This window comes from Cohnella phaseoli, from assembly GCF_003386235.1.
Taxonomy (GTDB): Bacteria; Bacillota; Bacilli; order Paenibacillales; family Paenibacillaceae; genus Cohnella; species Cohnella phaseoli.
The window spans coordinates 83,932-103,897 of the sequence record NZ_QRDZ01000027.1 but is presented as its reverse complement, the minus strand read 5'-3'; the positions used below and the strand labels follow the sequence as shown (position 1 = coordinate 103,897).

Sequence of the window (19,966 nt, the reverse complement as noted above, 5' to 3'; positions counted from 1 at the left end):
CGCTCTCGACCTATTTTATTTTCCGTTGGCTTTCGCCCACTCATCCAGCTGCCGCTGCGTTTCCTGCAGCACTTTCTGATAGCCTGCCGCATCGCGCTTCGCCTTGAACTTGGCGACCGTCTCCTCAACATCGACCGCTCCGGCGCGCAGCACCGCTCCAAATTCCTTCTCGACGTTGCCGATCGCCGCCATCTCCGCTTTAACCGGCGTCTCGTCGAATGTAAAGCCTAGTGCAATGGAGCGCTCCGCGCTGTCGTTGAACTTGCTGAACTGCTCCCATTTGTCCGGGTCTTCGTTCGCCCATAGGTAGGAATTGAACTGGTTGCCGAACATCCAGCCGCCCGGACTCGGGTAGCCTTGCGTCTCTGCAGTGACGCCTTCCGGATAATCGATCACGTTATCGGATACTTTGACGTAGTGCTGGCCTTCGATGCCCCAGTCGAGCATATTAAGCAGCTTGGCGTCGGTATACAGCAGATTCAGGAACATCATCGCGCGCTCGGGATCTTTGGACGTACGGGAGATCGCCAGCATCGCGCCTTGCGCTTCGCCCGTCGTCGTGTACGGCATCGCCGTCTCCACTTGCACCAGCGGCACTCCGGTCGTAACGGTCATTTCCTTGTCCTTGCCCGGCTTCAGCGATTGTCCGATGGCGAAAGCTTTGCGAGCTTTGATCATGTTGATCGCTTGGTCGCTCTCGTCGGAAGTTACAACGTCCTTGTCAAACCAACCGTTCAAGTTCCACTGACGCATCCGCTTGAGGAAATCGATGAATTTCGGATCCGCCAGATCGTCGACCACTTTAAGCTCCTTGCTGTCGCGGGAAATTTTGCCGTCGTAGTTGGCCGCATGCCAAGTGTTGGAGAAACGGTTACTTACGATAGGCACAACGTCTGGCTCGTTCTCTTTGATTGTCTTAAACATTTCCTCCATCTCCTCCAGCGTCTTGACGCCGGAGATGTCGAACTTGTACTTGTCGACCAGATCCTTGTTCAGCAGGAAACCGAAGCCCTGAGCAAACTCTTTTTTCGTCGGTACGCCGTACAGCTTGCCGTTAATTTGCGCCCCTTTGATAAAGTCGTCGCCCAGCACCTGAGGAATATCCTTGCCGTGGCTGGCGACCAGATCGTTCAGCTCCAGGAATTGTCCCTTGGACACGTCTTGCGCATAAGCGTACCATCCCGCAGTGAAAATCAAGTCGAACGTTTCGCCCGAGATTTTCATCAGATTCGTTTTGTCGGTCCAGGAGCCCCAATCGATCGGCTTCAGTTCAACGGTAGCGTTGATTTTCTCCGTCAAATATTTGCTCATTTCCTCCTGAACCGCAGCCATATCGCGTTGGGCCGAGCCTGGATAAACCAGCGTCAGCTTGTACGGCTCCAGACCTGCAGCGCTTGCGGATGCAGGCGCCGATGCGGACGGACTGCCGGACGCTCCGGCTTCCTTGGACGGCTGGCTTCCCCCGTTATTGCTTTGTCCGCAGGCACCAAGCGTCAGCGCGGTCGCCAGAACTAATGAGCCCCCGGCGATTAGTTTCTTTTTCATGCCCCATCATTCCTCTCGTCTCATTAAGTATATCCTGTATATTGGAACTGAGCAGCCGCGCTATCAGCCTTTCACAGCGCCGCTGGTAATGCCGCTAATGTAGAACCTCTGGAAGAACGGGTAAGCGAGCAGCAGCGGGGCGACGCCGATAATGGCCAGCGCCATACGCACCGTCTCCGTAGGCATCTTGGAAATCAGATCGCCGACCTGGCTTGAGGTATCCGCCTTCATGATCAGAAACTGCACGTTGTTGAGCGTCTTCGTCATCAAGTATTGAATGTTCATGAGCTCCGGCTTGTCGATGAAAAGCATACAGTTGTACCAGTCGTTCCAGTAGGCCAGCAGATTAAACAGTCCGATGGTCGCCATGATCGGCGCCGATAGCGGTACGATCAGTTTAAGGAAGATCGTAAACTCCCCCGCCCCGTCAATCGTACCCGACTCGACAATCGATTCCGGAATCGTATTGGCGAAAAAGCTGCGCATAAGCAGGACATTAAAGGCGCTCAGCATCAGACCGGGGATGATCATTGCGAGCAGCGTGTTTTTCAGCCCGAACGTCATCACGTAGGTCATATACCACGGGACCATCCCGCCGCTGAACAGCATCGTAAAAAACAGGATAAAAGACAGCGTACGGCGCATCGGCAGCCCTCTTCGGGACAGCGGATAGGCGAACAACGCCGTAATCAGCAAGCTGACGGTCGTTCCGATCAATGTCACCGCAATCGTCACGCCGTAGGAACGGGCAATCTGCGCAAAGTCGTTAAACAGGAAGGAATACGCGGCGAAATTGATTTTGCTCGGCAGAATGGAATAACCATTCTGAACGATCGAGCTCTCGTCGGTAATCGAAACCATGAACACCAGCAAGAACGGAAATAACGATGCAATCGCGAATGCTCCGAAGAACAGATGAATGAAGGAAACGCGCGCAAAACTCATACGATTCATCTACAGTGCGCCTCCTTGGATTAGAATAGAGCGTCGTTCTTGCTGATTCTGCGGACGGCGAAGTTCGCGCTCAGGATCAAGAAGAAGCAGACAACGGATTGATAGAAACCGGCGGCCGCCGACATGCCGATGTCTCCCAGCTTCACCATCGCCCGATAGACGAACGTGTCGATCGTATTGGTCGTTGGCATCAGCGGACCGGAATTCATCGTGACCTGATAGAACAGACCAAAGTCCGAGCGCATGATGGAGCTGATTGCAAGCAGCGTCATGACGATAATAACGGGAGCGATCAACGGCAGGGTGATGCGCGTCATCTGTTTCCATTTGCCGGCTCCGTCGATGATGGCGGCCTCGTAGTACTCCTTGTCGATGCCGATAATCGCGGCGAAGTAGATAATTGCGAGAAATCCGACGCCCTTCCAGGCGTTCACGATGACGAGAATGTACGGCCAATATTGCGGCTCGTTGTACCACGAAATGGAGTCGAAGCCGAACAAGCTGGAAAGCTGCCGATTCACCAGTCCGCTGTCCGCGTTCAGAAAGCTGTAGACGAGGTACGCGACAACGACCATCGAGATAATGTGCGGCAGCAAGAAGGTACTCTGATAAAATCGGGCGACCACCTTGTCCTTAATCTCGTTGATCAGCAGGGCAACGGTCAAAGCGAGCACGAGGTTAACGATGATAAAAGCGACGTTGTACAAAATCGTGTTGCGAGTAATCAAATACGCGTCCGGAGAGTTGAACAAAAACTTGAAGTTGTCCATTCCAACCCACGGGCTGCCCCAGATGCCTTGGACATAGTTCAGGTTTTTGAAGGCCAGAATGACTCCGTACATCGGAATGTAATTGTTGATAAATAAGTAAACCAGTCCGGGCACCGTCATAAGCAGCAGCATCCTGTATCTCTTCACTTCTCTCAGGAACAGGCGAGCACGGCTCGGTGCGGCTTTGGCTGCCGCGGCTTTCGATCGGTTGGCGGTCGCAAGCGCTTCCATCAGGTTCATCCTCTCTCGTTGCGTAACTCATGATCCTATTATTGCAAAGCCGGCAGGTCGCCCACTACTAGGATGATGACTTCCGAATGATACGAATGTGACTTGTTGGCGAAAATGCAGAAGCGCTGGTTGACGAGCGGAATTGCCGCTCTTATGCTTAGGGCGTGTCTTCGTGCGAACGGGAGAAGTCGGCTTGTTCGAGTGGACTATGCTACTGAAGCGAGGAGCGAGGTATCCGATGAAACAGGGGTATGCCAAGGCTAAAACGTTGCGGTTTCGCGAGGACGGAACCTTCAAGATTGTGCAGTTTACGGACCCGGAGTTCTATGAGGACAGCGAGGCGGAGCGCGAAATGGAAGCGATGATGCTATCGATTCTGGAAGCGGAACGCCCGGATCTGGTCGTCTACACCGGGGATGTCATCGCTTCGGCCGGACACCCCGACCCGGCGGGCGCATTCCGCCGCGCCTGCGAGATTCCCGAGCGGGCGGGGACGCCGTGGGCGGCCGTATTCGGCAACCACGACTCCGAGGGCACAATTACCCGGGAGCAGCTTCACGCGCTTCAGCTTACCTATCCGTTGAATTATGCCAAGCCTAATCCTCCAGGCGTCCACGGGGCGGGCAACTATGTATTGAGTGTCGCAGGCAGCGACGGGAGCGCTGCTGCGGCTCTGTATTTTTTGGATTCCGGCAGCTATTCGCCGCTGGAGTATAGCCGCATGGGCTTCTATGATTGGATACGCCGGGATCAGATCGAATGGTACGCGCAGCAATCGTATCGGTTGACCGATGACAACGGAGGCGTGCCGCTGCCGGCGCTTGCCTTCTTCCACATTCCGCTGCCCGAATACAACGACGTCTGGGATTTCGAGGTTTGCTACGGAGAGCGATACGAAGTCATTTGCGCCCCGTGGATCAACTCCGGTGTGTTCGCCGCAATGATCGAGATGGGCGACGTGATGGGAACCTTCGCCGGGCACGACCACGGCAACGACTATTGGGGCGAATGGCGCGGCATTCGTCTCTGCTACGGACGCACGACGCGAAATGCGTATCTTGATCGCCCTTTTATGCCGGGAGCCAGAGTCATCTCGCTGCGGGAAGGCGAACGCAGCTTCGACACCTGGATTCGCCTTGCGGACGGCTCGGCGGTCGCCGAGCAACCTCGCCACGAGCCGACGGGACGTTTGCCCAGTCAAGTGCTTCGGAAATAAAAAAAATCGGCGATCGCGCTTGGGTGAAGCCCCCCTGCAGCGATCGCCGTATTTCTTTCACAGCAACTTGATTGGCTTATAGGACAGCCTCATTGTGGCGGTTGCAACGGCTATCCAGCTTTAGTGTCCGCCAATCGCGATCATCATGATCCCCGTAACGACCGCGGCGGATGCGACAAGTCGGCGCGTACCTTGTGATTCCTTCAAGACGAGCAGTCCCAACAGCGTGCCAAATACGATCCCGACCTCCCGCAAGGGAGCGACCGTGGAGACGTCGGCTGTTCTGGCGGCGAATAGAAACAGCAGGTATGAACCCGGAGACAGGATTGCCCCCAGCCAGAGAATATTGCGATGGCGCAGGATGACCGTTTTTAACCGGCCTGGCTTCAGCACAGATGAAGTCAATCCCAGCAAAAATCCGATATTCGTCACTTCCAGCAAGGCGAGCGGAGACAAGTGCCCCAAATTCACCTTGTCGACCAGCGTATATGTCGTAATACACAAACCGACTCCAAGTGCCAGCAGGACCGGCCGAGCGGACGATGAGGGTCCCGTCCCCTGCCGCCGTCCAACCATGACCACGAATCCGATCAGCATACAGCCGATACCGATCCATCCCCATCTCGGCAGCGATTCGCCCAGCAGCAGCACACCCAATGCCGGCGTCAGAAGCGTCGGCATTCCGCGCATAATCGGATATACCTGCGACAAATCCCCCGCTTTATACGTTTGCGCCAACAGGAATGCATAAATGCTCTGCATGACCAACGACGCTCCCATGAACATCCATTCGCGCAAAGAAAACTGGCTTCCGGCCAGCTCGTTAATCAGCACAGGCAGCAGCACGACGGTCGACGGAGCGTAAATCGCCCATAGGAATACCGCTTTATCCGTACTCTGCTTAGCAAACATATTCCAAACGGCATGCGCAAGCCCGGAGCATAAGACGAGAACGATAGAAACTGCAATCATGACTGAAACCCCGCCTTCAATCCTTTTGATAATTCTTTTGATAATACTTTTGTTAACGCAGTGTTAACTCTATGTTAACACACAGATCAAAGTAAAAACAATATAAAAAAGGATAATACAAGTTGTAGGTTATATTCCACCTGTTTTGTGGCAGCTAGTTTGGCGTTTACTGACGAGGTGTAGCTTGCGGGATGACGGGATAAGCACGTGTGGCGGTTCTATTGGGGCAGACTTTGGTTGAATGGCGGGAATAAGCACGCGTGACGGAACTATTGGAGCGGATTTTGGTTGGATGACGGGGATAAAGCACGTGTGGTGGACGACTTTCATGGAGAGCTTCCCCGTGTCACAAATCCGGTTTCCTCGTTGTCTTAATCATGTAAGCAAATAAAGGACTGTGAGGAGAGATTCAATATGGAGCTTAGAATGAATCATTACGAGGCCAACCCGGCTGCCTACAAGGCTATGCTCGGGCTTGAGCAATTTATTCAGAACAGCGGGCTGGATCGCAAGCTGTACGAGTGGATCAAGCTGCGCGCTTCGCAGATCAACAACTGCTCGTACTGTATCGATATGCATGCCAAGGATCTGCTGAGCATGGGCGAAAGCGCGGAGAAGCTTCTACTGCTGACCGCTTGGCATGAGGTGCCGCATTTTACTGCGGAGGAACGCGCCGTGATCGAGCTGACGGAGTACGCGACCAAGCTGTCTGAAGCCGGAGTCCCTAAGGAAGTCTATGATCGCGTACGTCAGCACTTTAGCGAAAAACAATTCATCGACCTGATCATGGCGATTAACGTCATCAATGCATGGAATCGCATCGGCGTATCCACGGGCCTGTACCCAGGCGCCGTCAAGTGAATCGAGTCAGCTTATCCGGATTTACGATGATATAAAGACGGCGGATACGGGAGCCATCCGGCTCCCATTCTGCGTACAGCACTTTCACAATCCGCCCTTCCTTCCGTTGCAGCACGGCCGGTTCTCCATTTATAAAGATGCGTTCGCAGCCCTCCTGAAAAGTACCCTTGGAGGACAAGCCTTCGAGGAACGCCTGTACTCGCCGGATCCCGAAGATCGGATTGATCGCTGCCCGAGCTTTGCCTCCCCCGTCCGTAATCAGGACGACATCATCGAGCAGCAACGAGAGCAGCGGCCGGAAATTGCCCGTATCCGATGCGCGAAGAAATGCATCGACAAAGCGCTCCTTGGCATCCTTCACCACCTCTCCCGTCAACGGTGCGGCCGAATCGTCCCCTACCTTCGCCTTTGCCCTGCTGAACGTTTTCCGGCAGCTCGTCTCGGTGCGATCCAGAATGCCCGCGATATCCGCATATTCGAATCCTAGCGACTCCTTCAGAATGTAAATCGCTCTCTCCAACGGAGTAAGCTTCTGCAGCAAAACAACATACGCATAACCGATGCTGTCGCGGCGCTCCGCCGGATCGGCGACCGATTCTCCGCCGGGCAGCGGTTCGGGCAGCCACTCCCCGACATACGTTTCCCGCTTGCGGCGAGACGACTTGAGCAGATTGATGCAGCGGTTCGCCGTCATTTTCGCCAGATAAGCTCTCTCATTCAAAATTCCCGTCGAATCGACCTGCATATATTGAGCGAACACGTCCTGAACGATATCCTCCGCGTCCGCAGCCATCCCCAGCATCCGATAAGCCAATCCGAAGAGCATCGACTGGTATCGCTCATAGGTTTGGGCGACTGTCATCGGCAATCCTCCTTGCTTCTTGATTCGTTAGTACTACGACAATGGAAGGCACCTTTTTGTGATAGTCGTTGCCCGCCTTCCGTCCTTGCCGCCTGACGATCGGAAACGTTGCGTATCGCTACTCTCCCTCAAATTCTGCCCAAGCAAAGCCCCTTGATTTTGAATTTCATAAAAGGATAAAGCCAGGTAACCGAGCGGAGGGGAAAGCGTTGTCCAAACCGGGTGTGTCCATTATCACTTGCACGAATCAGCCTGATTTTCTCCTAAATATTTTGAACAATTACCGCATGCAGCGCTATAGGCGCAAAGAATTGATTATTATCCTTAACAAGGACAGCCTCAATTTGCAGGAATGGAGAAAAAAAGCGTCCATCCTCCCGAATGTATCCGTTTATCAAGTTCCGGAGCAAATCTCGTTAGGCCAATGTTTGAACTGCGGCATCAGCAGGGCCAAATATCCGCTCATTGCTAAATTCGACCACGATGATTATTATTCCCCTTACTATCTGAACGAGCAAGTCAAAGCGCTTCTGCGCACGAAAAGTCCGGTGACAGGCAAGCACGCGTGCTTGGTCTATTTGGTCGCGAGCAACAAGCTTATCATTCGCTCTCCTCAAGAAAAGAACAAATTCGTCCGCTTCGTTCAAGGAGGAACCCTCTTGTTTCGGAGAGAAATTCTCAAAAATGTACGCTTCCAAAATCTCTCGCTTGGCGAGGACGTCAAATTTCTACGGGATTGCGCAAAAAAGGGCTACTCCATATACGCCACTACCCCCTACAACTACGTCTATATTCGCAGAAAAGATAAATCCACGCACACATGGCGGGTGAGCGATCAGCGCTTCCTGACAGGCAGTCAGCCTGTGGCCGTGACAAAGGATTACCTTCGTTTCGCCTTGCGTAAGCATTGAAAAACCGTGGGCTATAACCACAAAAAAGAGCCGCTCCGCCAAAAGCGAAACAGCCCTTCGTCATCCCAACTAGCCGCTTTAATCGCGGCTGGCGATCTTGGCTAACAGGCGAAGCATCTCAATATACAGCCAGACAAGCGTAACCATCAGGCCGAACGCGCCGTACCATTCCATGTATTTCGGTGCGCCCTGCTGCGCGCCGCTTTCGATGAAATCGAAATCGAGCACCAGATTAAGCGCCGCCACAACCACGATCACGAGAGAAATGCCGATACCGATCAGGCTGTTGTCGTGCAAATACGGAATCGTGATTCCGAAGAAACCGAGCACGAAGCTCGCCAAGTACAGAAGCATAATGCCCGCCGTCGCCGCGAACACGCCAAGCTTGAAGTTCTCGGTCGCTTTGATGATCCGCGCCTTATACGCAAGCAGCAAGGCAACAAATACGCACATGGTCAGCAAGGAAGCCTGTAGCGTAATGCCGTTGTACAGAGATTCGTAGGTCGCGGACAGCCCTCCGAGGAACATGCCCTCCAGCGCAGCGTAGACCGGAACAAGATAGGGAGCGGTCGTTGCTTTGAAACTAACGATCAGAGCGACCACCAGTCCGCCGATCGCACCGCCGATCATAAAAGGAGTCACATTCTGGCCGTTGAAGAACATCGACCACGTCACGAACGCCGCTCCGAGCAAAATCGCCAGCGTGATGAACGATTTGTTCACCGTGCCGTCGATCGTCATTCGCTCCGTTCCGCCGTAATGTCCGGAGTTCTCGAACGTACTATCGTTTAATGTTGGATTACCGCTGCGTCCAATCATTCCATACCCACCTTGTCCGTAAGATTATTCCAATTATAGCATCCCACCCCGTCCGGCTTCCATCCTTAAATTCCAAAGTCAGCGTCTCTCGGTCAGCATTCGAGCGAAATCCTTGAGCTGTCCCGACAAGGAGAGCGGGTCGGTCATAATCCAGTCTTCGGTCAGCCGATAGACACGGTCGCGCCGAACGGCTTCCAGTTCGCGCCAGAGCGGCTGCTTCTTCAGCCGCTCCCAGCCAAGCAAGGATTCGGCATCCTCCGAAACGACGATAAAGAGATAATCTCCCGCATACCGAGCTATCTCTTCAATCGGAATATCCTCCTTGAACTCATGTCCCTCCTGCCTTTGGACGCGGGCAACGGCCTCGGGGGCCGGCAAGCGCAAATCCCTGTACAATACCGGCATGTCGTAATACACCTGAAACGACTCGGGAAGTCCTCTCATCCAGAAGAAGGAGAAGGTCGCATTTGCCTCCAGACCGCTCATTGCCGATCTTCTCGTCTCTGCAACTTGCGCTTGATACTCTTCGATCCAACGCTCCGCTTCTTTCCCCTTGCCGATCCAGTTCGCAATAAAGCGAAATCGTTCAAAAAATGGCGTAAACCACGGGATGCTTAACGTAGGTGCAATTTGCGCGTAGTCCTCATAATGGTGTCCATCGAAGGTCAGCACGACGTCCGGACGCAATTCGGCGATTCGAGCCAAATTCGGATGAACGACGGAAGAACCGACAGCGGCAATATCCGAAGTCTTCGCACGTAAATAACCTCCTTTAAGGAGCAGTTCCGGAGCACCTACCGGAGTCACGCCCAACGCTAGCAAATCTCCTAAATACTGCATGCAGACGATGCGGATTTCCTGCCTTCGGAGACGGGCGTAGACGCGGGGAGAGACGTTCATATGTCTTTTAAAGCTTCGGCTGAAATGAAACGGATCGCGGAAGCCGGTTATGGCCGCAATTTCCTGAATCGAATCTCCCGACGTCAACAAAAGCTGCTTGGCGCGATTCAGACGGCGCTTGATCAAGTATTCGATCGGACTCATTCCGGTCAGCTTTAAGAAAAGCCGAGAATAGTGCCTCTCGGACATATCCGCCATTTCGGCCAATTGCGCAAGCGTCAATTCGAGGGCATAAGAAGCTTTGATGAACTCGATCGTCTGGCGAACCGCTTGACTGCTGTCGTCGTTCGGCTTCCTCGCCTCCGATTGCAGCACAAGATAGATGATTTCCTGGAAGAGCAAATGTTGCCGATAGGGCTCCGCCCCTTCCTCCGCATGCCTGCTCTCGTACAGTACTCGAACCTGTTCGATCATCCGAGTGAACGGAATAATGCCCCATTCTCCTTGCTGAATCGTCGACTGCCCCTCCCCAGCCAGTGTGAGCGGATAGAACTCCAACACATATGCGCTAAGCGGATAATCGGAGAAATTATCAAATTGCAGCGATGTGCCCGGAGGGAAAATGAAGCATTTTCCAAACTCCAGCGCGTATTCCCGTCCTCCCGCCGACAACTGCCCCGCCCCTTCGCGGGCAACGATCAGTGCATGCTTCTCATATTTCCGATCGTGAATTCCCGATGAAGGCGAGAATGATTCGATCCGAATATCCTCCCAGAGGTAGACGGCGGACAATCGCGGCGAAAAGCCATTAGGGGCGGACACGCAAATCTTCCCTCCTATAGGAAAAGGGAAGCCCCCGGTTCGTATCGGAGAACTTCCTCAATCTCATTCATTATGAAGCTTAACGAGTCAGCAATCGAACGGCATCGTCCAATTGGGCCGCGAAGGACATGACGTCGTAAGAAAACCATAGCCCGTCGTCCACCGTGTAAACCTTGTCGTTCTTGACGGCCGGGAGGTTCGCCCAGAGCTTGCTCTGCTCGACTTCCTTCACGAAGTCTTCATCGTTATGGAACGTTACTAGAAACAGCCGGTCCGCGGAGGCAAGCTCGGGCAGCTGTTCAAGCGAAATCGCCAAGCCCTGGCCATTATCGCCCTTCTCCCATGCCGCTTTGACGCGATCGGTCATGGAAAGCCCAAGCGTTTCGAATAAAGTATATCCGACGTTGCCGGAGCCGTATACTCGAAGCTGTCTGTTTTCATAGCCTCCGATTACGACGACGCCGAACGTCTCGCCGTCCGCAACGTGACCGGCCAGCTTGCTCCGAGCCTCTTCGCTCTTCTTCTCGTAAGCTTGAATCCACTGCTCCGCTTCGTCGGTCTTGCCCAACACGTCGGCTACTTCGCGCAGATGGCCGAACGGATCCTTGTCCGCCCATTGGACGACAACTGTAGGAGCGATCTTGCTGAGCTGCTCCACACTATCCTTGTTCCATTCCGCTACAAGAATAAGATCCGGCTGCAGCGTTAAAGCTTTCTCGATATTCAGCTCATTGGCCGGTCCGACATCCTCGATCCCACCGATCTGATCCTTGATCGCGTCGAATCCCGTTAACAGATGGGTGGCCGCCCCTATCGGCTTTATTCCCAGGGCAATCATTTGGGGCAGGTATTGGGAAGTAATGATCCGCTCGGGATGAGTCGGAATTTCAACCTCTCTGCCCAAAGCGTCTTTATAGATTCTGGTGCCGGACGGATCAGCGCTTTGCGCGCTTTCGCTCGGAGATGGAGATTCCGCCGCAGAGGAGGACGGAAGCGCCGACTGACCGGCATTCGAGCCCTCTTCCCCTTTCCCGCAACCGGTTATTAAAACCGCGGCTAGGAAGAACGCGGCTAGCAGCATAACATTTTTCCGAATGAACATGAGCTTTCCCTTCTTTACTCCATGATGAGAACCGTTATCAATGATAACAAACTCCCCATCATGCTTGCCATGTTGCATTCGGACATTGGACATGAAATATTCGGACACCTACGCGATGATTTTCGTCTTCTTGGCATTCTCCGTAGACTTGCGGATAATTCCGCTCAAAGGCCGCTTCAGCGCCAGCGCCAGAACCAGACTCAGTGCGATAAATAAGATCAGCGCAAGCATGTCTTTCAACGCCGTCTCCCACAGAATGCCGCCGACCGCCTCCCTCAGCAGGCTGATCGCATAAGTGAACGGCATAAACGGGTTCAGCGCCTGGAAGAACGGAGAAGTGGTGCTGATCGGGAACGTGCCTCCCGAACTGGAAAATTGAAACACCATAAAGATGATCGCTATCCCTTTGCCCACATTGCCGAAAACCGACAGCAGCGTATATGTGATCGTCACGAACACGAGGCTGACCAGCATGGCGAACAGGACAAATTCGAGCGGATCGGCGACGTAAGCATCCAAAATGAAAAGATCCCCCAGCGTAATAAACAGCGCCTGCAGCAGCCCAATCGTCGCGAAGGTTCCCAGACGGCCCAGAAACAGCTGATAGGCCTTGTAGTTTTCCCGATCGTCGGGCTCCGTTCTCAACAAGGAGATGAGCAGCGTCGCGCCGACCCATAGCGACAGCACGCAGTAGAACGGCGACATGGCCGAGCCGTAGTTCGGTATCGGATATTTGCGATTTTCCTTAACGAGAACGGGGTTGGCCAGAAACTCGCTTTCTTTCCGAATATCGCCCCGCAGCAGCTTGGACAGCTCCGCAAAATGATTGTCTTCCTCGACTTCGCGCAGCTTGTCCGCCGCCGTGCGCACCGCGCGCTCCAGCTCCGGAAGATCGTTCTTGACCAGTCCCGCCACCTTGTGCACGCCGGATTCGACCTCCGGAAGCTTGTTCCGCACGAAGTCGGCCAGCTTGGACAGTTCCCGCTCCGCTTCGGGCAAGTCGTTCTTCACGAACGCCGCCGCCTGATCCAGCTTCTTCCCGATTGCCGGAAGTTCGTCGCGAACGAACGGGGCCGCGAGATTCACTGCCTGCTCGAACGCCTTCGCTTTCTCTCCGAAAGCTTGCGACAGCTCGTGCACCTTCTCCCGGATTTGCGGCAGATCGCCCTGAAGCTTCTTCAGCTCCTCTTGTCCGAAGAGCAGCCCGGCCTGCGCATCCTCCAATATCGCTGCGACGTCCGGCAGCCTCGCCTGAGCCTCCCGCAGCTTCTCAGCCGAAGTTCCCGCAGCTTCCGTCAGCTTGCCGAGTCCGCGCGAAATCGCCGGGACAATCTCGCTGTCGTAGCGAGCCAAGACGTCTCCCAGCGCCCCGCTCGTTTCTTTGGACAACGCGTTCAGCCGCTCGACAAGCTCCTTCGCGGGAGCTTTGCCGTTCTCCAGCCCGGACGCGATAACGCCCAATATTTCCGCCTGCCGGTTCATCCGGTCCGCTGCGTCGCCAATCCTCTTAGCCGCATTGCCCAAAGCCTCTCCCGGCAAATAGGAGTCGATCCGCTCCAGCAGCGCAGCCGTCCTCTCTAGCACGCCTGCCGCCCCAACCAGACGGTCTCTAACCGCGCGCACCTCTTCCGGAGTCGGCAGCTTCTCCGGGTCGATGCCCATAAGCCGTCCGGTAAGCTGAGCGACCGCATCTGCGGCCTGTTGTGCTAAAATCAGATTCTGCTTCACGATTGGAGCGATCGTCTCGAAAGCCCCCGCGTTCGCCGTTAGAAAACCGTTGAGACCCTCCGCAAAGGCAATGCCTTTGTCGGCGATCTCCGCCACCCGCGGCAGCGCCTCTTGGGCCGCCGCAACAAGCTCCGTGGCTTTGGCCGCTTTGTCTGACGCGAGCTGAATCGCCTCCGCCACGCGGTCGAAGTTGCGATCCAGCTCGGCGACTCGGTCCGCGGCCTGTCGAATGAGCGGCAGCTTCTGCTGAATGACCAGCACCTCCGAGGCGGCGGCCTCGACTTTCGGCCAATTCTGCTGAAGCTTCAGCAGATGCTTGGCCGCCTGCTCGATTTCCGGCAATTTCGCCTCGACCTGCGTAATAATCTGCGCTTTGTCGTGAATTTCGGGCAGCTTCTGCTCCAGCTCCAACACCTTCTGTCCAGCGGCCCGGATGTCCGGCAGTTTGCTTTCCAGCTCAAAAACGCCGCTCTCGACTTTACGAATCGTAGGAAGCTGATCCTCGACCTGCACCCCGACCTCTTGAAGCTTCGTCAGCAGCGCTTCGCTGACCGCCTCCGCGAAGCTTTCATTGATCTGTTTCGCGATCGCGGATACGCCCGAAGACGTAATCTTGGGCGCGATCGCGTTGATCTTCTCGTTCACCGTATAGACGACCTCGGGACGGTCAAGCCGCCCCTCGGCAATTCCCGTAATGCGTTCGGAGAAATCGGCGGGCACGAGAATGCTCGCGTAATACGTGCCGTTGTCTACTCCATGCTCCGCTTCCTCGCGGTCGACGAACGTCCAGCCCAGCTTCGGGTTTTTACGCAAATTGTCGATCAGGCCCTCTCCGACATTGATGCTCTTATCCAGCACAGTCGCTCCCCGGTCCTCGTTCGTTACCGCAACCTTCACGCCGGAAGTATTGGCATACGGGTCCCACACCGACTTGATGTTGACCCAACTGTACAAGCACGGAAGCAAAATAATAGCCAAAATCAAGAAAATGCCCGTAGGCACCTTGAAGATATTTTTCCAATCCGTCGTATAAATTTTCAATATGGCACGCATCGTCTCGTCTCCTACTGTCTGCCTTTGCTTATGCTCTGACTTATCGTACCATATTTCCCCTTTTTATAAACGTGTCCCGCGGATTATACTCGCCGGGCTGTAAGCGAGAACATTTGGACCGTTCCGAGCACAATTAACGCGAACGATAAAACCAACAGAGCATGCCCCGAGCCTGGGCAAAATCTTAACACCGTTCCCCAAGGCGCTCCGGCCAGCCGCGGCACTGCGATCAGTACCGTTAGCGGCAGCATGATGTAAAGAAGTGCGATCGCCAACGCTCGAAGCCAGACCGGGAACCGGCTGCCCCCCCTTCCGCGGTGAACAACTATCCCAACGACAACGGCTGCGATCCATACCATCACAACTGCATAAGCGGCGTTAAGGATCTCTTCAATGGGACCAAATCGAACTGAGGGCGGGTACCCCGGCGGCAGATCGCCACCGCGCACTACCGCCTCCATCAGCCTCATCGACAGCTCGCCGTAGGCATGGCCGTATAACGTCGTTTTCAACGCGTCATTCGTGTTCATCAGCACGACGAGCCCCCATCCCGAATCGAGATCGACGATCACGTCGGAGTGAAAGTTTTCATTGTCCCCGCCGTGCCAGATCCTGTCTCCGAAAGCAAACCAGCCAAAGCCGTAGGATTGGCCGGCTTCCGGCGTATGCATCGTTCGGATTCCTTCCGGGGTCAAAATTGCTCGGCCGCCATATTGCCCCCCGTTGAGCTGAACGGTCAGGTAATGCGTCATATCCTCAGCCGAGGCAGCCAAAAAACCGGCGGGAACGAGCGCTGGCGCTATCGGGTGCCTCGTCTCCAGCATTTTGCCGAATACGGACTGATAGCCGACGGCCATTCTTCCGTCATCCGAATTCCCGTCAAAGCTATTCCGCATCTCCAACGGTTGAAAGATGCTCTTGACGACATATTTCTCATAGCTCATTCCCGAGACCCGGGCCACGATCTCTCCAAGCAATACGAAATTAACGTTGGAATAATAAAAGACGGCTCCCGCCGCCTCTTTAAGCTTAACCCCGTCCAACCGGCGGAGCGCATCCGCCGGCATGAGTTTACCGTCGGCAAGCCACGCTTTGCCGTGATAGGTAGACAATCCGCTCGTCTGGTTCAGCAGATGACGTACCGTGACCGGACCGCCCGCTTCGAATTCCTCCCAGCGCAGCTCCGGCAAGTGCTGCCGGACGGGATCGTCCAACTTTAGCCTTCCTTGCTCGACAAGCTGCATGATCGCAAGCGCGGTGAACGATTTGCTTATCGAGCCTAGCATGAACGGCGTTGCGGGGGATACCGGCCGCTTGCCTTCGTCGGCTATCCCGTATCCTTGCACGTACACCGTGTGGTCTCTATGCACGAAACCGACGGCCAGCCCCGGAATCCGATACTGCTCCATCGCCTCTTGAACCAGAGCATCGATCTTCGCCGTATCCAGCCCCAAACCGGACGCCGCGGACGCATGCACGCCATACGGAGGGAAGAACGATACGGTCGCGATCAGCGCTGCAAACAGCAGACCTAACAGTAGACCTAACACCCTTTTCATGACTCATACATCGCAAAATCGGCTACGGCGATCATCGTCACACGATCGTTTTCCATCATGAATTCGATCGCTCTGCCGTTCTCCTTATCCAGGTAACCCCAAATTCGCAATTGATCGATCTCGCGCACGTAATGGTCTTTGCCGTATTGCGTCTCTATCCGAGCCCCGTCATCGCCGATTTTCACCTGCCTAGCCGTCGCCGCTTCCCCGTTCAGAGAATAGCCTTCGACCCGCCCGCCATTGAGATTGTAAGTGAAATCTCCGTAATCGAGGACCACATCTCCCCGCCAGCTCGTCGAGCCTTGCAGCTTTCCTTTCAGCTTCGGTTCTCCGCGCTGAGCGACCACCTCTTGCTCTGAAATACCGAGATCGCTCAGCCCTCCGGTCTCGGCAGCCAGGTCTACGCTCGCCACGGAATCCATATAGTCCAATGGAGACGGCAGCGCCTCCTTCTTGTCTCCGCACGCCGCCAGCGCAAGCGCCATTACCGCAATCCACACAAGCATCAATTTTCTCATCGGCTTCTCCCCCTCATCTCTCTTGCCCCATATTGGTCGGGTAAAGGGAAAAGGTTCGATTCCGCCAGATGCCTCAGTCCTCTTAGCCTATTCTTCTTGCGTCACATACGCCCACGGCACATGCTCGCACAGCCAGACTCCGTTCTCGGATAACCAGAACTTGTGGCCGTCCCGATGCATGTTCGCCGCCGAGACCCGCAGCAGGAGTGGCCTCCCGTGCCGTTTGCCTACCTGCATCGCCGTCTCCGTATCACGCGACAAATGCACATGCTGCCGGGACCCCTTTTGGATGCCTTCAGCGCGAATACTCTCTAATGAACGGGAAGCCGTTCCGTGGTACAGCCTTTCGGGAGGAGCGCATTCCTCCATCTCCACGTCGACCGTCACCGAATGCCCCTGATTGGCCCGTATCCGGGTTCGGTCTTCGTTAAACTTGTATCGCTGCTTGTTGTTCTCGCGAACGATTCTCTCCAGCGTTTCCGGGTCGATCTTCTTGCCCGCGCGATTGCAGCCTGCCAGCAGGCTGTCGACATCGGCCCAACCGTTGTCGTCCAGTTTAATTCCCGCCGCAGCTGGATTATGGCGAAGCACCAGGCTCAGAAACCGCCCAAGCGCGACGTCCCTGTCGTTCTTTCGCATCTTGCAACCCTCCTCTCTTCATAAACTTTTTGTAAAGTGTACGGCTAATTTCGCAGCATTTTTAAATAAGGCGAGTCTCCCGCTTTATTTCCGGCTGCCAGGCTGATTCGGCCCGATTAAAGCCGATTTTCCGCTTTATTTTTCAAAAAATCAGCTTTTCTCGAATTTAAAGCCGATAATCCGCTCTATTTCCTTCAAAATGGGCCGTTTCGCGCATTTAAGGCGGATTTTCCGCTTTATCGCATGATCGTTCCAACTTCCTGTTCTCATCCAAACTCCCGCTCAAAGGCGCTAATACATTTTCCATCCTTGGCGTCCAGTACGGAAAAACGGATTTCACCGAACAGAGCGCCATACCCTTCCGAGTCCAGCAGCTCCCTCCACCAGGCAGCCACCTTGACCGGATCGTTGCGGAACACGCCGCAGCCGTAGGCTCCGAGGATCAAATTCTCATCCCCCATCGAAGCAAAAATCGCAAGCGCGAGCCGCATCCGGTCCTTCATCGCCTGCTCGGCCTTAGCCGGATCTTCCCCTTTCAACAGCACCTGTCCGAAGTTGACTGCGGGCAGCGTCAGCACCGAGGCCGTCACCGGAGCATGCAGCAATTCAAACCGTTCATCCCGGAAAAAAACGACGTCGGGGGAGTAGATGGCATTGTCGGTGTACATCATGGACGAGTAAGCGCGGTTGGCTTTGTAATATTCATCGTTGCGCAGCAGCGTGCCGTACAGTCCGCTGGAAGCGGCCAAGCTTTCCTCCTGCGCCATGGCTCCGTTCAGGAAGCCTCCTCCGGGGTTTTTGGCGCTGGCGAAATTCAGTACGCCGACGCGAGGCTTTCCGGCTTTCGCGAAATCCAGAATCGCCTTGACGGTCGGTTCGTTGGCGACGGAACGGCGATCTCGCCCTGCCACGGACCGCGTCTCCGGGATCTGTACCCGAGCTGCCATCTCTCGCCCCTGCTCCGGGGAGATCAGCACGCTGGCTTCCTCTGAGCGCTTCTGCTGCACCGAGAAGTCGATCCGTCGCCCCTCATATTCGTACCAACCTTGTTCCATTATGCGCACGGTCTCATGTGCGATCTCTTTGCGGTTCATTCGTATTCCCTTCTTTCTGTAGCAGCTCGTCGCGCGCCTCGGTCAGCGCAAAGCCGAGCAGATTTCTTCCCCGCCATTGCAGCGGATTGTCCGCGTTCGGATTGGACTGCCCCATGCCGATGCCCCAGATGCGGTCAGGAGGGCTGGCCTCGACCAAAATGCGATTGCGGGTTGACTTCAAGAAGTCCCAAAGCTGCGGGTTTTGCGAAAATTTAGCCAAGCAGCCCCGCTTCACGATCTCGTAGCAGCGACTTTCCCACACGTCCTTGTCGAAGTTTCCTACGGAGCGGCCGAACGCCTTCATTTCCTTAGGATGCTTGGCCTGCATAATTGCCGCCAGCATCTCGCCGTCTCCGAACAGCCTCGCCTTCTCGGCCATCATGTACTGCTCGGTGCAGGAGTACTCCGTTCCTTCTATTTCAAAAGGGCTCATCCACCATTGGCTTAAGCAGCTCTGGTTCACGCTACCGTCGACAGGCGGCGTATGGCCCCAGAAAAACAAATATTTAAACTTGCGGCCCGCCCGACAGGCGCTCCGCAGCTGTTCCAAATCGTAAATCATCGCAATTCCTCCAAATTTCTGCGATATAAGCGGGACGGACGATGACCGACGTTTTCCGTGTAATGGTCCGTCTCGGCGACGAGATCGGCCACTTTGCGCCGGAAGGCGGCTTTCAGCAGCTCCTTGTCCAGAATGACCTCGTACACCTGCTGCAGCTCCGTCAGCGTAAACAGCTTCGGCATCAAATGCAGCGCGATATCCGTATAGTTCACTTTGCCTCGCAGACGTTCAATCGCGTACGCGATAATTTTGGCATGATCGAACGCCAGCCCGTCGTTGGACACGACCCTGTAGGACGTGCAGGAAGCCGTCTCGGTCACCGTTTGTGCCCGCTCCACGATCGCGGTCAACTCGCCGTGCTCCGACACCAGCCTAAGCTCGTGCTGCTGCGTTCTCACGTATCCGCCGTCCTTAAGCAGCTCCTTCCCTTCCCCCAGGAGACGGTAAGCCACCTTAAACCACGCGGCGTTCGCCGCATCGTCTCCCGCCCGCACCTGCACTTTGCCGGCATCGATCAGCGCCATATACGAGCAGCTCATCACCCATGTCCGAGGATCGCGCCCAATATCGCTAAACGTGTATAGCTGCTCCAGATAGACGTTGTCCACGCCCGTTTCCTCGCTCAGCTCCCGCTGTGCGGCCTGCTCCGTCGTCTCCGTCGGCCGAACAAAGCCGCCCGGCAGCGCCCAACGTCCCAGATAGGGGTGGCCGCCGCGCTGGATGAGCAGAACCCTCAGCTCCTTCTCCGGAAGCTTGCGGTAGTTGTCTTCTTCCTCATCCGTCACGGTGAAAATGACCATATCCGCCGCCACGGAAGGCCGCTCGTAGTCGCCTGCGCTATACCGCTCTAAAAACTCCCTCTCCGTCAAACCGTCGCGATCCCGCACGTCCATTTTTTTATCCCCGTC

18 protein-coding genes are annotated in these 19,966 nt (G+C 55.1%); 3 read left to right on the top strand and 15 right to left on the bottom strand.

The window, feature by feature from the left end; translation table 11 throughout:
- Positions 1 to 15 precede the first annotated feature (15 nt).
- The 3 genes from DFP98_RS27750 to DFP98_RS27740 form a co-directional block, all read right to left on the bottom strand.
- On the bottom strand, positions 16 to 1,545 hold the full coding sequence (locus DFP98_RS27750) for an ABC transporter substrate-binding protein (RefSeq protein ID WP_116063891.1): 1,530 nt from the start codon (positions 1,543 to 1,545) through the stop codon (positions 16 to 18).
- 63 nt (positions 1,546 to 1,608) lie between these two features.
- Positions 1,609 to 2,499 carry a carbohydrate ABC transporter permease gene (locus tag DFP98_RS27745; RefSeq protein ID WP_116063890.1) on the bottom strand — a complete coding sequence of 297 codons (891 nt, stop codon included), beginning with the start codon at positions 2,497 to 2,499 and terminating at the stop codon, positions 1,609 to 1,611.
- A 20-nt stretch (positions 2,500 to 2,519) separates the two neighbouring features.
- Positions 2,520 to 3,401, bottom strand: a complete 882-nt coding sequence (locus tag DFP98_RS27740) for an ABC transporter permease (RefSeq protein WP_425455556.1) — start codon at positions 3,399 to 3,401, stop codon at positions 2,520 to 2,522.
- A gap of 337 nt (positions 3,402 to 3,738) precedes the next feature.
- Here DFP98_RS27740 and DFP98_RS27735 point away from each other — a divergent pair, with 337 nt between their 5' ends.
- On the top strand, positions 3,739 to 4,716 hold the full coding sequence (locus tag DFP98_RS27735) for a metallophosphoesterase family protein (protein WP_116063889.1): 978 nt from the start codon (positions 3,739 to 3,741) through the stop codon (positions 4,714 to 4,716).
- A gap of 120 nt (positions 4,717 to 4,836) precedes the next feature.
- Here the strand turns inward: DFP98_RS27735 and DFP98_RS27730 are convergent, their stop codons facing one another.
- Positions 4,837 to 5,688, bottom strand: coding sequence for a DMT family transporter (locus DFP98_RS27730; RefSeq protein WP_116063888.1), 852 nt, complete (start codon positions 5,686 to 5,688; stop codon positions 4,837 to 4,839).
- A gap of 414 nt (positions 5,689 to 6,102) precedes the next feature.
- On the opposite strand from DFP98_RS27730, the gene DFP98_RS27725 reads away from it, so the two are divergent.
- Positions 6,103 to 6,549, top strand: a complete 447-nt coding sequence (locus DFP98_RS27725; protein WP_116063887.1) for a carboxymuconolactone decarboxylase family protein — start codon at positions 6,103 to 6,105, stop codon at positions 6,547 to 6,549.
- On the opposite strand, the gene DFP98_RS27720 is transcribed toward DFP98_RS27725, so the two are convergent.
- A complete protein-coding gene (locus DFP98_RS27720) occupies positions 6,542 to 7,411 on the bottom strand; it encodes a sigma-70 family RNA polymerase sigma factor (RefSeq protein ID WP_116063886.1) in 870 nt (289 codons plus the stop codon). The genes DFP98_RS27725 and DFP98_RS27720 overlap by 8 nt on opposite strands.
- A gap of 209 nt (positions 7,412 to 7,620) precedes the next feature.
- Between DFP98_RS27720 and DFP98_RS27715 the strand changes: the two genes are divergently transcribed.
- Positions 7,621 to 8,322 (top strand): glycosyltransferase family 2 protein, encoded by a 702-nt coding sequence (locus tag DFP98_RS27715; RefSeq protein WP_116063885.1) that lies wholly within the window; start codon positions 7,621 to 7,623, stop codon positions 8,320 to 8,322.
- Between the two features lie 78 nt (positions 8,323 to 8,400).
- On the opposite strand, the gene DFP98_RS27710 is transcribed toward DFP98_RS27715, so the two are convergent.
- The 10 genes from DFP98_RS27710 to DFP98_RS27665 all read right to left on the bottom strand — a co-directional run bounded on the left by DFP98_RS27710 (position 8,401) and on the right by DFP98_RS27665 (position 19,951).
- Positions 8,401 to 9,141, bottom strand: a complete 741-nt coding sequence (locus DFP98_RS27710) for a Bax inhibitor-1/YccA family protein (protein ID WP_116063884.1) — start codon at positions 9,139 to 9,141, stop codon at positions 8,401 to 8,403.
- Positions 9,142 to 9,219: 78 nt separating this feature from the next.
- Positions 9,220 to 10,803 (bottom strand): helix-turn-helix domain-containing protein, encoded by a 1,584-nt coding sequence (locus tag DFP98_RS27705; protein ID WP_116063883.1) that lies wholly within the window; start codon positions 10,801 to 10,803, stop codon positions 9,220 to 9,222.
- Between the two features lie 79 nt (positions 10,804 to 10,882).
- Entirely contained in the window at positions 10,883 to 11,905 is a 1,023-nt protein-coding gene (locus DFP98_RS27700) for an ABC transporter substrate-binding protein (RefSeq protein WP_181917980.1), read from the bottom strand.
- Between the two features lie 108 nt (positions 11,906 to 12,013).
- Positions 12,014 to 14,686, bottom strand: coding sequence for a YhgE/Pip domain-containing protein (locus DFP98_RS27695; RefSeq protein ID WP_116063881.1), 2,673 nt, complete (start codon positions 14,684 to 14,686; stop codon positions 12,014 to 12,016).
- A gap of 83 nt (positions 14,687 to 14,769) precedes the next feature.
- Complete coding sequence (locus DFP98_RS27690) at positions 14,770 to 16,245, bottom strand: serine hydrolase domain-containing protein (RefSeq protein ID WP_116063880.1); 1,476 nt, start codon at positions 16,243 to 16,245, stop codon at positions 14,770 to 14,772.
- Positions 16,242 to 16,763, bottom strand: coding sequence for a hypothetical protein (locus tag DFP98_RS27685; protein ID WP_116063879.1), 522 nt, complete (start codon positions 16,761 to 16,763; stop codon positions 16,242 to 16,244). The genes DFP98_RS27690 and DFP98_RS27685 overlap by 4 nt, the downstream gene beginning before the upstream one ends.
- Positions 16,764 to 16,850: 87 nt before the next feature.
- On the bottom strand, positions 16,851 to 17,402 hold the full coding sequence (locus tag DFP98_RS27680) for an RNA 2'-phosphotransferase (protein ID WP_116063878.1): 552 nt from the start codon (positions 17,400 to 17,402) through the stop codon (positions 16,851 to 16,853).
- Between the two features lie 266 nt (positions 17,403 to 17,668).
- The gene (locus DFP98_RS27675) at positions 17,669 to 18,496 is read right to left on the bottom strand and encodes a TIGR02452 family protein (RefSeq protein ID WP_116063877.1); all 828 of its coding nucleotides are present in this window, start codon (positions 18,494 to 18,496) and stop codon (positions 17,669 to 17,671) included.
- Positions 18,471 to 19,058, bottom strand: a complete 588-nt coding sequence (locus tag DFP98_RS27670; RefSeq protein WP_116063876.1) for a riboflavin biosynthesis intermediates N-glycosidase — start codon at positions 19,056 to 19,058, stop codon at positions 18,471 to 18,473. The genes DFP98_RS27675 and DFP98_RS27670 overlap by 26 nt, the downstream gene beginning before the upstream one ends.
- Positions 19,055 to 19,951: an NUDIX hydrolase gene (locus DFP98_RS27665; protein ID WP_116063875.1), complete on the bottom strand. Its 897-nt coding sequence runs from the start codon at positions 19,949 to 19,951 to the stop codon at positions 19,055 to 19,057. Before DFP98_RS27665 ends, DFP98_RS27670 begins: the two co-directional genes overlap by 4 nt.
- Between the last annotated feature and the right edge of the window lie 15 nt (positions 19,952 to 19,966).